The organism is Streptosporangium sp. NPDC006013 (genome assembly GCF_040614275.1).
GTDB lineage: Bacteria > Actinomycetota > Actinomycetes > Streptosporangiales > Streptosporangiaceae > Streptosporangium.
This window is the reverse complement of the sequence record NZ_JBEXUE010000303.1, coordinates 1-12,382: the sequence shown is the minus strand read 5'-3', so window position 1 is coordinate 12,382 and position 12,382 is coordinate 1. Positions and strand designations below refer to the sequence as shown.

Sequence of the window (12,382 nt, the reverse complement as noted above, 5' to 3'; positions counted from 1 at the left end):
CTGTCGGGTGAACGAGACTGCGCACACTGTACGCGGCCCAGGTTCGTTCGTCGATGAGGTCGCGGTCGTGGGGCAAACCCCCATCAGGGACGCCGCGACGATCGCGGCCATCTGGTGCCCGCCGCCGTGTTCGGCGCCCAGGTGGCGGCCTGGGACGGCGGCTGCCTCCCGCTGAGCGACCGCACCGCCGTCGCCGACCTGCCCGCCGGGTACGAGGGGAACATCTTCCGCATCGACTACCGGGTGCCGAGGGACACGCGCGCTACGGTGCTCAGGGACGGGCGGCGGACCGAGGTCCCGCTCAGAGCCGGCCGGGACCGGGTCTACCTGCCGGCCGGGGCCGGCTCGGGGCCGGTACGGATCTCGGTCCAGGACGACGGGGTCTGCCTGCGCGCGGTGGTGCTCGGCATGGCGGTACCGGAGGAGGTGGTCAGTGGCGGCGCAGGATGAGCAGCAGGTTCCAGCTCACGATCTCGCGCAGCCCGGGAACGTGGATCACCGGGGTCGCCCAGCGCGGATGGTAGCGGGGCAGGGCGTCCAGGACCGTGGCGTCCGGCTGCCGCTTCGCCCAGCGCAGCGCCGCACCGATCGAGACCGGGTAGAGGCCGGCGCCGTAGCGGTTCTTGGGCGGCTTGCCGTACTTGCGGGTGTAGCGTTCGGCGGCGCGGTGGCCGCCGAGGTAGTGCCAGGGCGAGGTCTCGTGGCCGCCCCAGGGCGAGAGCCAGTTGGTGAAGGACAGGTAGATCACACCACCGGGACGGGTCACCCTGACCATCTCGTCGGCCATCCGCCACGGTTGCGGCACGTGCTCCAGCACGTTGGAGGAGAAGCAGACGTCCACCGAGCCGGTCGCCAGCGGCAGGTCGAGCGCGCTGCCCAGCACGGCGCCCTCCGGGGCGGCGCCCTGGCGGGCCATCATCTCGCCCGCGTCGCAGTCCACGCAGACCGGCCGGGCGCCCACGGACCGCAGCACGTCCGTGAAGTAGCCGGGGCCGCCACCGACGTCGGCGACGAGCGCGCCGTCCAGATCGGTGTAGGAGGCGAGCTGGGCCACCGTGTCCCTGGCCAGCATGCCGTAGAAGAAGTCCGGGTCGCTCTGCTCCTTGCGGAAGCCGCCGAGCAGGGCGACGGACCGGCCCAGGGTGGCGCGGAACGATGCCGGGTGGGTCTCCAACGCTGCTCCTCTACGGAGTAGAACAAACCAGGTGGGGCGGAGCATAACACCGCATCGCCAGCGAACTTTTCGCACTCGTAGGGTGTTCCGCCGGAACACGGGGATCAGCAGGGGAGGGCCAGTGGAGGCCACGGAGACAGAACGGCCGGAGCGGCCGGAGCCACCGGCGCTGCGGATCGTGCTGCCCGGCTGGCTGGCGGCCCTCCGCAGTCCGGTGCTGCTCGGCGCCGCCCTGCTCATCGTGGTGTCGCTGGTGCTGCGGCTGCTGATCCTGCGCGACTCCTACTTCGTCGAGGACGACCTGCTCTTCGTCGGCGACGCCTACCGGAGCGACCTCACCCTCGACTTCGTGACCCGGGTGCACAAGGGCCACTTCATGCCCGGCGCCCTCGCGCTGACCTGGGTGCTCTCGCGCATCGCGCCCTACGACTGGCTGCTGGTGGCCGGTGTCACGTTCGTCGCGCAGGCGCTGCTCAGCGTGCTGGCGCTCCGGCTGCTGCGGATGCTGTTCGGCACCCGGCCGGCGATCCTGCCGCTGCTGGCCCTGTTCCTGTTCTCCCCGCTGACGATTCCGGCGTTCGGCTGGTGGGCGGCCGCCATCAACGCGGTGCCGCTCCAGCTCGTCCTGGTACTCGCGCTGACCGACCAGGTCCGCTTCGCCCGCGGCGAGGGCACCCGGTACGGCCGGCACGCGCTGGCGTGGTGCGTGGTCGGCATGGCCTTCAGCACCAAGGGGGTCTTCGTCACCTTCCTGCTCTTCGCCTTGACCACCGCCTTCCTGCGGGAGCGGGAGAAGGGCTGGATCACCTCGGCGCTCGGCGAGGTGCGGCGGCACTGGCGGCTCTGGTCGGCGCACGTGATGGTGCTCGCCACCTACACGATCCTCTATCTCGCCAGGATGAGCACGGCGCCGGGGGAGGGCGCCTCGGTACCCGATCCCGGCGTGACCGCCGACCTGCTCTCGCTCCTGCTGGGCCGGACGTTCCCGAGCGGGGCGATCGGGGGGCCGGTCGACTGGGCGCCGACCCCGACCGGCGGCCTGACCGCCCCCTCCGACGTCCTCGTCGCCGTCTCCTGGGCGGTCCTGGCGATCCTGCTTGTGATCACCGTCTGCTACCGGCGCCGCGCGCTGCGGGCGTGGCTCGTCCTGGGCGGCTACCTGCTGCTCGCCGACGCGATCCCCACGGTGATCGCCCGGGGCAACTACACGTCGCTGGTGGGCCTGGAGAGCCGTTACGTCGCGGACGCGGTGGTCGTCCTGATGATCTGCCTGGGGCTCGCCCTGCTGCCGGTCAGCGGGGAGAGCGGTGCCTACCGCCGCGCGCTGCCCGCGCCGTCCTCGCTCGTCCTCGCCGCAGGACTGACCTCGGGTGCCTACCTCTTGCTGTCGATGATCTCGATCGGGGCCTATCGGAACACCCTCACCGGCGACCACGTCCGGACATATCTTGAAACGGTCGCCGGGCAGCTCGCCGCGGCTCCGGACAATGTGGTGATCTATCCGACCCCGGTCCCCGACGACATCGTGCTCCCGGTCAACGGCGAGCGGCGGCTCAGCAGCCACCTGCTCGCCCCGCTGGCCCGCCCGACGGTACGGGTCAGGATGGCGCACCCGGAACCCTCGGAGGACGCCAAGGTCTTCAATCGTGAAGGCAGGCTGGTGCGGATGAGCATCTTCGGCTTCCTGGCCACCCGGGGCGAGGGCGAGCAGTGCATACGGACCCTGGACGGCACCGCGTTCTTCCCCGACGCGGTCTCCTTCGGCGGGAAGGCCACGGCGGGCGCGCTGGTCTACATCTCCGACCGGCCGGTCTCGGTGACCGTGCAGGTCGGTGAGGAACGGATCGTGCTCAGCCTGCAGCAGACCTCTGGCGGCCTCGTCCACTTCCCGGTGACGGGGGTGGGCAAGGGGATGAAGATCGTGATGGACGACCCGACGGCCCCGCTCTGCATGACCGGCGTCGCCCTCGGGGCGCCGGTCGCCGAAGGCGAGCAGCCCTCCTAGCCTTTGGCGGTCTCCGGGGCCTGCCGCGGGAGTGGCCGCTCCGAGCCCTCCGCCGGCGCAGGGCGGAGGGGCGGGCGCACGAGGCGGTTGAGGCGCTGGGCGGGCCGTTCCACGAACCGGTAGGTCAGGGTGGCCATCACGAGCGTCATGACGGTGATGGGTACCAGGTTGCCCAGGAAGTTGCCGGAGAACTGCTGCTGCTCGGTGAAGCCATACCACAGGTAGATGGCCACGAACTGCCAGAGGAAGACGCCGTAGGAGATGCGGCCGAGGAAGCCCATCACCGGGTTGGCGAGCAGGACCTTCACCGGTGAGTCGCCCGGCGGTGGCAGCGTGGCCGGGACGAGCAGGCACAGGGCCACGATCGCGTAGAGGGCCAGCTCGAACAGGCCCGACCAGACGCCGTCGATGCCGAGGAAGCGGGTTCCGGTCACGGGGGAGGCGGCGACGGCGTACGCCAGGGCGGCGACCAGCCACCACGAGCCGGGGGAGGCCCACACCGCCCGTTCGAAACGCCGGGCGGGGGAGTCGGTGTCCGGGGTGGCGCGTATCCAGGCCAGCACCACGGCCAGCGCCATCCCCACGGCGAAGAAGATCATCGACCGGGGCGGCCAGCTGTTCAGGAAGGGGCGGTACTCCGGGTAGTAGGTCAGCAGTGTCCAGGCGAAGGAGAGCGCGATCAGCACGCCCAGGCCCATCAGCAGCCGCCGGGCCCGCCGGTGCACGTCCGCCCCGCCGCGCCGGGCGAAGGCGGCCAGGCCCGCCGCGAGCAGGGGGAGCAGCAGGTAGAAGGCCACCTCGACGGAGAGGCTCCACATCTGGGCCAGGCCCTTGGGTCCCAGGCCGAACCACCAGGTCTCGGTGACGTAGTTCTGGTTGAGGGTCAGCAGCGTCAGCCAGCTCCAGGCGTCGGAGGTGTGGTCGCGTGACCAGATGAACATGGCCACCACGACCACCAGCCAGTAGGCGGGCAGGATGCGCACCGCCCGCTTCCACAGGTAGGCGCGGGTGCGGACGGCGGGGGTCTGGCACAGCAGCGCGGCCGCGTAGGGGCGGTAGAGCAGCAGCCCGGAGAGCGCGAAGAAGATCGGCACAGCCACGTCGCCGCGGGAGAGCAGCGCGCCGGTGAAGCCTTCGCGGAGCGCGGCACCGGACTCGCTCGCGACGTGGAAGACGAGCACCGCGAGCGAGGCGACGGCGCGCACGCCGTCAAGAGTGTCCAGATGACCGACTATTTTGGATGGAACCTGCGGAGAGAGCTGTTCCGATCTAGAACTTGTTTCGGTCACTTTTCCGCATCCCCCGGTGACGTCGATCACTCTCTGCACCTAACATACTGGTCAGTAGCCTTGTCAATCCACATATTTCCCCCCAAACCCCCCATGCTGTAATCCCCCAGGAGGGTAGATGCGTCGGGTCGTCGGAGTAATCCTGTTAGCCGTCGGGGCGTTCCTCATTGTGCTCGCGCCGCTGGTGCGTTTCCAGATCGGCGGCAGCCTGATCGCGGCTCCGGCCGCCCAATACGGGATCAGCAAGCTGGAGGCCACCGGAGCGCAGTACTTCAGTGCCAAGGACCTCAAGGTGATGACCGGCGACCTCGCCATCACCGTCACCACCCGCGGGGACGTGTCCCAGTCCCAGGGCGACCGGGTCGTCTGGGACGAGTTCACCGCGGTCAACGACCCGACGAACGGTAACCCGGGCATCGCGATCAACGAACGGCGCAGCGCCTTCAACAAGTACACCGGCGAGGGCATCAACTGCTGCGCGGTGAACATCGACAAGAAGCCCAGCAAGCTTGAAGGCCAGATCTACAAGTTCCCCTTCGACGTCGAGAAGAAGACCTACAAGGTCTTCAACTCCACCGCGGGCATGGCCTTCGACGCCACGTTCGTCGGCGAGGAGGACGTCAACGGCCTGCCGGCGTACAAGTTCGAGCAGGTGGCTCCGGAGACGAAGACCGAGACCCGCACCGTCCCCGCCTCGATCATGGGTGTGACGGACGTGACGGGCGACGTCCAGGTGGACCGGTTCTACGAGGGCAAGAACACCTACTGGATCGAGCCGGTGACCGGCTCGCCGGTCAAGCAGGAGCAGCAGCGCAACGACGTCCTGAGGACCCAGGACGGTGCCCACAGCATCATCGCCTTCGCGGCGACGGCCAAGATGACCCCGCAGACCGTCGACGAGCTGGTGCGCAACGCCACCGAGGGCAAGAGCCAGATCACCCTGCTCAAGGTGACGATCCCGGTGATCCTGCTGCTGGTGGGCCTCGCCCTGCTGGTCACCGGATTCCTCCTGGTCCGCAGGACCGGCCGGGGCTGACGATCGGAATGCGGTGAGCTCCGGTGACCGGATCCTGGCGAGCCAGGATCCGGTGAACGAGAAAGCGGTGGCCGCGTGGCCGTCGGCGAATCCGCCGGCGGCCGCCCCGGCCGCGCCGGAGCTCCCCCTCCCGGGCGCCCGGCGCCTCTCGCTCGTCGCCCTTGTCCGGGCCTGCCGCCCGCGCCAGTGGCTGAAGAACGCCCTGGTGTTCGCGGCCCCGGCCGCGGCCGGCGTGCTGGGGACCGCCCAGGGCCTGCTGGGCGCGCTGATCGCCTTCGTGGCGTTCTGCCTGGCCGCCGGCGGCACCTACCTGCTCAACGACGCCGCCGACGTCGAGGCCGACCGCCGCCACCCGCGCAAGCGCCACCGCCCCATCGCGGCGGGTCTGGTCTCGGTACGGCTCGCCTGGATCGTCGGAGCCCTGCTCGTCGTGCTCGCCCCGGTGTTCGCCGCGCTGTCGGGTGACTGGCGGCTGCCGGCCGTCGTCGTCGGATACCTGGCGCTGACCTTCGCCTACACCTACTGGCTCAAGCACGAGGTGGTGGTGGACCTGGTCGCGGTCGCGGGCTGCCACGTGATCCGCGCCTTCGCCGGGGCGGTCGCCGTGGACGTGCCGGTGACGAGCTGGTTCCTTGTGGTGATCTCGCTCGGCTCGCTCCAGCTCGTGGCGGGCAAGCGGGAGGCCGAGCTGCGCGCCGCCGCCGGTGGCAACTCCACCCGCGCCATCCTGGCCGCCTACACTCCCGGCTACCTGGCCGGTGTCCGGATGATGTCGTCAGGCGCCATGATCGTGACCTACTGCCTGTGGGCGCTCAACGACCACCCCGGCCCGTTCTACGGGATCAGCATCGTGCCCTTCCTGCTCATCGTGCTGCGGCACAATCTGCTGGTGGACAGGGGCGTGGGGGAGGAGCCCGAGGAACTCGCCCTGCGCGACCGGCCCACGCAGGTGTTCGTCGCGCTCCTGCTCGTCTCGCTCGCCTTCGGGATCTACCTGCCTTGACCTCCTCTCCAGGGCAGAGGCCCGAGTTCTCCATGCTCAAGGAGGTTCGATGACCTTCCTGACCGGCTGGGGCCGTACCGCGCCGACCCCCGCGCGTCTGGCCAGGCCCCGCTCCGCCGAGGAGGTCGCCGAGCTGGTACGGCGGGCACCGGGCCGGGGCGTCGCGGTCCGGGGACTCGGCCGCTCCTACGGCGACGCCGCGCAGAACTCCGGCGGCCTGGTCCTCGACTGCACCGCACTGACCTCGTGGTCCCTGGACGGGACAACCGGCCTGGTCACCGCCGCCGGCGGGCTGAGCCTGCACGACCTGATGGCCGCCCTGGTGCCCCTGGGCTGGTTCGTCCCGGTCACCCCGGGCACCAGGTACGTGACGGTCGGCGGGGCCGTGGCGGCCGACGTGCACGGCAAGAACCACCACGCCGACTCCTCCTTCGGCGCTCACCTGCGCTCCCTCACCCTCGTCACGGCCGACGGCGCCGGCCGTACGCTGGCGCCGGGCGACGAGCTGTTCTGGGCCACGGTCGGTGGGATGGGGCTCACCGGTGTGATCACCGAGGCGGTGTTCCAGTGCCTGCCGATCGAGACCTCCCGGGTACGGGTGGACGTCGAGCGCACCCGGGACCTGGACCACACGCTGGAGACGATGGCGGCCACCGATCACCGTTACCGCTACACGGTCGCCTGGATCGACCTGCTCGCCGCGGGCGCCCGGATGGGCCGCAGCGTGCTCACCAGGGGAGACCACGCGACCCGCGACGAGCTGCCGCGCGGCGCCGACCCGCTGGCGTTCGCTCCCGGTTTCGCGGTGAAGGCCCCCGCCTGGGCGCCGAACGGGCTGCTCAACCAGGTGACCGTACGGGCCTTCAACGAGGCCTGGTACCGGAAGTCGCGCCCCGGCACCGGTCTCATCCAGGGACTCGCGCCGTTCTTCCACCCGCTGGACTCGGTGGACGGCTGGAACCGGGTCTACGGCTCGCACGGCTTCGTCCAGTACCAGTTCCTGGTGCCGTTCGGCGAGGAGGCGACGCTGCGGCGGATCGTCTCGCGGCTGTCGGCCGACGGGGTGGTCTCCTTCCTCGCGGTGCTCAAGCGGTTCGGTCCCGGCACGCCGGGGATGCTGTCGTTCCCGGCCCCCGGCTGGACGCTCGCCCTGGACATCCCCGCCGGCCGGCGAGGGCTGGCCGGGCTGCTGCGCGAGTTCGACGGCTGGGTGGCGGGGGCGGGCGGGCGGATCTACCTGGCCAAGGACTCGCGGATGTCGGCCGAGACGATGGCCGCGATGTATCCCCGGCTGGCAGAGTGGCGGGGGATCCGTGACGAGGTGGATCCGGCCGGGGTGTTCCGCTCGGACCTGTCGAGAAGACTCTCCCTGTGAGCCGCGGTCGCGTGACGTGCCGTGCGGCTCGGCCCCCGTGGCGGGCGAGCGGACAGGTCCCGGTCCCGGGACGCCGAGGAGGACCGCCCGTTGACTTCCTCCCCAAGGCTGCGGCCCGGGGGCTCCACGCTGGAGGTATTCGATGAGGAACGCCCTGGGCGCGGTGGACACCGTGCTGCTGCTGGGTGGGCGCAGCGAGATCGGGCTGGCGATCGTCGAGCGGCTGGTCCGCGACGGTGCCCGCCGGGTCGTGCTCGCCGCCCGTGACGCCACCGCCGGGCCGCCCCCGGTGATCGGGGCCGCCGAGGTACACCTGCTGGACTTCGACGCCTCCCGGCCCGAGACGCACGGCGAGGTGATCGAGGCCGCCGCGAAGCTGGTCGGTGACCTGGACGTGGTCATCCCCGCCTTCGGCGTGCTGGGCAGCCAGAAGACCTACGACGCCGATCCGGTGGCCGCCGCCGAGGCGGTCGCGGTCAACTACGGCGGGCACGTGTCCGCCGGGCTCTTCGCCGCGCGGCGGCTGCGCGAGCAGGGCCACGGCACGCTGGTGGTGCTCTCCTCGGTGGCCGGGGTGCGGGTGCGCCGGGCCAACTTCGTGTACGGCTCGGCCAAGGCGGGCCTGGACGGGTTCGCGCAGGGGCTGGGTGACGCCCTGCACGGATCGGGTGCCCGGGTGATGGTGGTCCGGCCCGGTTTCGTGATCGGCAGGATGACCGAGGGGATGTCTCCCGCGCCGATGTCGTCCACTCCGGGCCAGGTCGCCGACGCGGTGATCGCCGGGTTGCGCTCGGATGCCGAGGTCGTCTGGGTTCCCGGCGGGCTGCGGGTGTTCTTCGCGGTGATGCGCGTGCTGCCGCGCGCGATCTGGCGCCGTATGCCTCGGTGAAACAGGCTCTTGTTGCAGTTTCCCGGCAATGTTTTGATTTCCCGACAATACCGACGAAATATTCTAGACTAGAACACGTTGCAGTTTGCCGGAGGCGGGTCGTACCGTGGGCGCATGCGGACACGTGTCACGGACATGCTCGGGATCGAACTTCCGATATTCGCTTTCAGTCACTGCCGGGACGTCGTCGTCGAGGTCAGTCGCGCCGGCGGGATGGGCGTGCTCGGCGCGCTCTACTTCACCCCGGAAGAGCTCGAGATGGAGCTCAAGTGGATCGACGACCACGTCGACGGTAAGCCGTACGGCGTCGACGTGGTCATGCCCGCCTCCTACGCGGGAGCCGACCTGGGCGTCGACTCGCCCGAGGATCTGCTGGGACGGCTCCAGGGGATGATCCCCGAGGGGCACCGCGCGTTCGTCGACGACCTGCTGACCTCGCACGGCGTCGGTCCGCTGTCCGGCGAGGAGGCCGGCCGGGCCCTGCTCGGCTGGACCGATGCCACCGCCCGGCCGCAGGTCGAGGTGGCGCTGCGGCACCCGATCGCGCTGCTGGCCAACGCCCTCGGGCCGCCGCCCGCCGACGTGGTCGAGCTGGCGCACGCCAAGGGCGTGAAGGTGGCGGCGCTGGCGTCCACCCCCCGGCACGCCGTCAAGCAGGTCGAGGTCGGCGTGGACATCGTCGTCGCGCAGGGCACCGAGGCGGGCGGGCACACCGGGGAGATCTCCACGATGGTGCTCATCCCACAGGTGGTGGACGCGGTGGACGTGCCCGTACTGGCCGCGGGAGGCATCGGCAACGGCCGCCAGATGGCGGCGGGCATGGCGCTCGGAGCCGAGGGGGTGTGGACCGGTTCCATCTGGCTCGCCGTCGAGGAGGCCGACACCCCCGCGATGGCCAAGCAGCGCATCCTGGAGGCCACCTCACGCGACACCGTGCGCTCCCGCTCGTGGACGGGCAAGCCCGCCCGGCTGCTCAGGAACGAGTGGACCGATGCCTGGGAGGCGCCCGACTCGCCCGGCACCCTGCCGATGCCGCTGCAGTTCATGCTGATCTCCGACGCGCTCCGCCGCATCGCCCGCTCCGACGCCGCCGAGCTGGCCACCTTCCCGGCGGGTCAGATCATCGGGACCATGAACCAGGTACGGTCGACCAAGGACGTGGTGTTCGGGCTGGTGGAGGAGTACATCGAGGCCACCGAGCGGCTGGGACGGCTGACCGGGGAGTAGCGCGGCTTCGTGGCCCGCCGCGCTCTCCGTTCCGGGTGCACGTGATCAATGGGTGGTCGCGGGCGTGCCGGGGGGGTTTCGGCGGACGGCCAGTACGGCGACGTCGTCGCGGAGGTTGCCCCGGGTGTGTCGGAGCAGTTCGGTCTGGAGGGTGCCGACCACCTGATCGGGGGAGGCGTCATGCCAGTGGGCCAGGCGGTCCTCCAGGGGGTAGAAGTCGCCGGACGGATCACGGGCCTCGGTGACGCCGTCCGTGCAGAGCAGCAGGGTCGCACCGGGAGGGAAGTCGAACCATTCGACGGCACGTGGTTGCGTGGTGAGGGAGCCCAGCCCCAGGGGGACGCCCGGATCACGGAAGAGAACCGGGCCGACCCGCTCGCCGTACAGGATGTACAGCGGAACATGGCCGCAGTTGACGGCCTGGGCCTTGTAGCCGCTGTCGACGCTCAGTACGAGGGCGGTGACGAAGCGTTCGGGTTCGCCGGCCTGCTTCGCGAAGGCGTTGTGCCGCAGCACGGCATTTTCCAGTGCGTCCACCACCGCGGGGAGAGCCGGTTCCCGGAAGGCCGCCTCCCGGAAGGCGCCCAGCACCGCGAAGGCGGTGCCGATGGCGGGCAGGCCCTTGCCCTGGACATCGGCGATGAGCACCCGGCTGCCGTACGGCGAGGCCACGACCTCGTAGATGTCGCCCCCGACCATGCTGTCCTCCTCCGCGGGCTCGTACAGCCCGTCGACCAGGAGCTGGTCGGTGAGCAACGGCAGCGGGCGCAGGATCTGCCGTTGCAGGGCCGCCGACGCCGAGCGCAGCCGGGCGATCTCCTCGTTCTTGCGGATCCGCCACCGGCCTCCCGCGACGCTCAACCCCCCGAGTACGACGGAGAAGACGATCAATGACAGATTGGCGGCCGGCTGCAACGGGTGGTAGAGCACCGAGCCGGTAACGACGAGGACGACCCATCCGGCGGTGAGGAAGGTCTGCCGCACCGTCCCCACCCCGGCGACGAAGGCGGGCAGGATGATGAGGAAGGGGGCCAGCCGGCTCTCTCTGTCGCTCAGGTAGCCGGACACCAGGACAAGCACGGTGAGGCCAAGGAGCCAGTACAGCAGAACGGTGGAACTGAGCGCGGAGGAGGTGATCCCGCTCCGTTTCCCGCCGCTCTCCGGCGGGCCGTCAGAAGTGCGCACCGTTGCTCCTGCTCTCCGTTGTCGAGGTTCGGCCGGAGGGACCTCGTCACTTGCCCGGCCTCGGCGGAACGGCACGCGCCATCTCGTGGTGCGCGGGGGGCGGCGTTCCACCTCTCTCTCGCATCGTAGAACGGACTCCGGTGACTCTCACGTCCACGTGCGCCACTCGGCGCGGTTCCGCTGTAACCGGCTCGTTCGAGGGACCTGGTCGATCCCTCGGTGCCACCCGCGTTCAGTTGATCATCGCGCGTGCCCCGGGCGCGGGGGGCGATGAGTTGGCCGGTCGGGTGTGCGCGCTCCGGTGGGTGGGTGTTCCGGGCGGCCGTCTCGGTTGCCGTCTGGTGTGCTCAGGCCTCCGGCCTGGCGGGCGCGATGGTTTCGGGATCTTATACGCCGCCCGGAACACCCACCCACCTCCGCGCCATGTCGTCTCGCCGTACGGGGAGCGGACCGTAGTCGCTTTCTTTCGGGCCGCCCGGCGTTCTCCGTACGGCTGAAGCAATCCGCTGGAGGTCGGCGCGGGGGTGGCCGCCGTAGCCGAAGCCTCTCTTTCGAAAGGAGCGCAGGGTCGCTCGCTATGGAGAGGTGGGGGAGGGGCCGCTCCCCTCTTCCTGAGGGGTTCAGGGCCGGATCCGGAAGGGGGCAGGGCAGGATCACGCGCCGTGGAGGAGTTGGGGGGCAGCCCGATGGATGGGTGATCCTTGTCAGGGCTCAGAGGGCCGCGTCATCCGCCGCTGCCGTAGGGGCGGGTGATGATCTCCAGGTTGTGCTGGTTCGGGTCCTCGAAGTAGAGGCCGCGGCCGCCGTCGTGGTGGTTGATCTGCCCGGCCTGCCGGTGGAAGGGGTCGGCGTAGTAGGTGATGCCGGCCTGCTGGATCCGTCCGAAGATGGCGTCGAACTCCTTCTCGGAGACCAGGAAGGCATAGTGCTGGGTGGTGATCTGTTCCTCGTGGCTGTCGGCGAAGTCCAGGGTGACGCCGTTGCCGGTGGCCACGGGGATGAAGGGCCCGTAGGGGGCCCCGACCTCAAGGCCCAGGACGCCTGCCAGGAACTCGGCGGACGCCTTCTTGTCGCGGGCCGCCACGATGGTGTGGTTCAACTCAACTGACATGGTGAAATCCTTCCCCGAAACGGACGAGACGGTCGGCCTCTGAGGCTCCTACCCGGCAGATGGTGTGGCGAGTCACCTTCATGGCCCG

Annotated in this window: 11 protein-coding genes; 7 read left to right on the top strand and 4 right to left on the bottom strand. The window is 70.4% G+C overall.

Annotation, left to right across the window (positions count from 1 at the left end):
* Nucleotides 1–114 precede the first annotated feature (114 nt).
* Nucleotides 115–450: a hypothetical protein gene (locus ABZ260_RS34300; RefSeq protein ID WP_355626017.1), complete on the top strand. Its 336-nt coding sequence runs from the start codon at nt 115–117 to the stop codon at nt 448–450.
* On the opposite strand, the gene ABZ260_RS34295 is transcribed toward ABZ260_RS34300, so the two are convergent.
* A complete protein-coding gene (locus tag ABZ260_RS34295) occupies nt 431–1,174 on the bottom strand; it encodes a class I SAM-dependent methyltransferase (RefSeq protein ID WP_355626016.1) in 744 nt (247 codons plus the stop codon). The two genes, ABZ260_RS34300 and ABZ260_RS34295, sit on opposite strands and share 20 nt — an antisense overlap.
* Before the next feature lie 121 nt (nt 1,175–1,295).
* Between ABZ260_RS34295 and ABZ260_RS34290 the strand changes: the two genes are divergently transcribed.
* On the top strand, nt 1,296–3,179 hold the full coding sequence (locus tag ABZ260_RS34290; RefSeq protein WP_355626015.1) for a hypothetical protein: 1,884 nt from the start codon (nt 1,296–1,298) through the stop codon (nt 3,177–3,179).
* Here ABZ260_RS34290 and ABZ260_RS34285 read toward each other — a convergent pair.
* Nucleotides 3,176–4,384 (bottom strand): acyltransferase, encoded by a 1,209-nt coding sequence (locus tag ABZ260_RS34285; RefSeq protein ID WP_355626014.1) that lies wholly within the window; start codon nt 4,382–4,384, stop codon nt 3,176–3,178. The genes ABZ260_RS34290 and ABZ260_RS34285 overlap by 4 nt on opposite strands.
* A 202-nt stretch (nt 4,385–4,586) precedes the next feature.
* On the opposite strand from ABZ260_RS34285, the gene ABZ260_RS34280 reads away from it, so the two are divergent.
* The 5 genes from ABZ260_RS34280 (at nt 4,587) to ABZ260_RS34260 (ending at nt 9,998) form a co-directional block, all read left to right on the top strand.
* Entirely contained in the window at nt 4,587–5,504 is a 918-nt protein-coding gene (locus ABZ260_RS34280; protein WP_355552002.1) for a DUF3068 domain-containing protein, read from the top strand.
* Nucleotides 5,505–5,694: 190 nt separating this feature from the next.
* A complete protein-coding gene (locus ABZ260_RS34275; RefSeq protein ID WP_355552057.1) occupies nt 5,695–6,507 on the top strand; it encodes a decaprenyl-phosphate phosphoribosyltransferase in 813 nt (270 codons plus the stop codon).
* A 49-nt stretch (nt 6,508–6,556) separates the two neighbouring features.
* A complete protein-coding gene (locus tag ABZ260_RS34270) occupies nt 6,557–7,882 on the top strand; it encodes an FAD-binding oxidoreductase (protein WP_355626013.1) in 1,326 nt (441 codons plus the stop codon).
* 142 nt (nt 7,883–8,024) lie between these two features.
* Nucleotides 8,025–8,771, top strand: coding sequence for an SDR family NAD(P)-dependent oxidoreductase (locus tag ABZ260_RS34265; protein ID WP_355551997.1), 747 nt, complete (start codon nt 8,025–8,027; stop codon nt 8,769–8,771).
* 114 nt (nt 8,772–8,885) lie between these two features.
* Nucleotides 8,886–9,998 carry a nitronate monooxygenase family protein gene (locus tag ABZ260_RS34260; protein ID WP_350956425.1) on the top strand — a complete coding sequence of 371 codons (1,113 nt, stop codon included), beginning with the start codon at nt 8,886–8,888 and terminating at the stop codon, nt 9,996–9,998.
* Nucleotides 9,999–10,043: 45 nt separating this feature from the next.
* Here ABZ260_RS34260 and ABZ260_RS34255 read toward each other — a convergent pair whose 3' ends face one another.
* Together ABZ260_RS34255 and ABZ260_RS34250 are read right to left on the bottom strand one after the other, a co-directional pair.
* A complete protein-coding gene (locus tag ABZ260_RS34255) occupies nt 10,044–11,183 on the bottom strand; it encodes a PP2C family protein-serine/threonine phosphatase (protein ID WP_355626012.1) in 1,140 nt (379 codons plus the stop codon).
* A gap of 724 nt (nt 11,184–11,907) precedes the next feature.
* The gene (locus ABZ260_RS34250) at nt 11,908–12,294 is read right to left on the bottom strand and encodes a VOC family protein (RefSeq protein ID WP_355626011.1); all 387 of its coding nucleotides are present in this window, start codon (nt 12,292–12,294) and stop codon (nt 11,908–11,910) included.
* Between the last annotated feature and the right edge of the window lie 88 nt (nt 12,295–12,382).

Bases quoted from the DNA above. Each gene is read 5' to 3' on its own strand.
- ABZ260_RS34270 (WP_355626013.1), top strand. From the start codon at position 6,557: ATGACCTTCCTGACCGGCTGGGGCCGTACCGCGCCGACCCCCGCGCGT.
- ABZ260_RS34260 (WP_350956425.1), top strand. From the start codon at position 8,886: ATGCGGACACGTGTCACGGACATGCTCGGGATCGAACTTCCGATATTC.
- ABZ260_RS34265 (WP_355551997.1), top strand. From the start codon at position 8,025: ATGAGGAACGCCCTGGGCGCGGTGGACACCGTGCTGCTGCTGGGTGGG.
- ABZ260_RS34250 (WP_355626011.1), bottom strand. From the start codon at position 12,294: ATGTCAGTTGAGTTGAACCACACCATCGTGGCGGCCCGCGACAAGAAG.
- ABZ260_RS34280 (WP_355552002.1), top strand. From the start codon at position 4,587: ATGCGTCGGGTCGTCGGAGTAATCCTGTTAGCCGTCGGGGCGTTCCTC.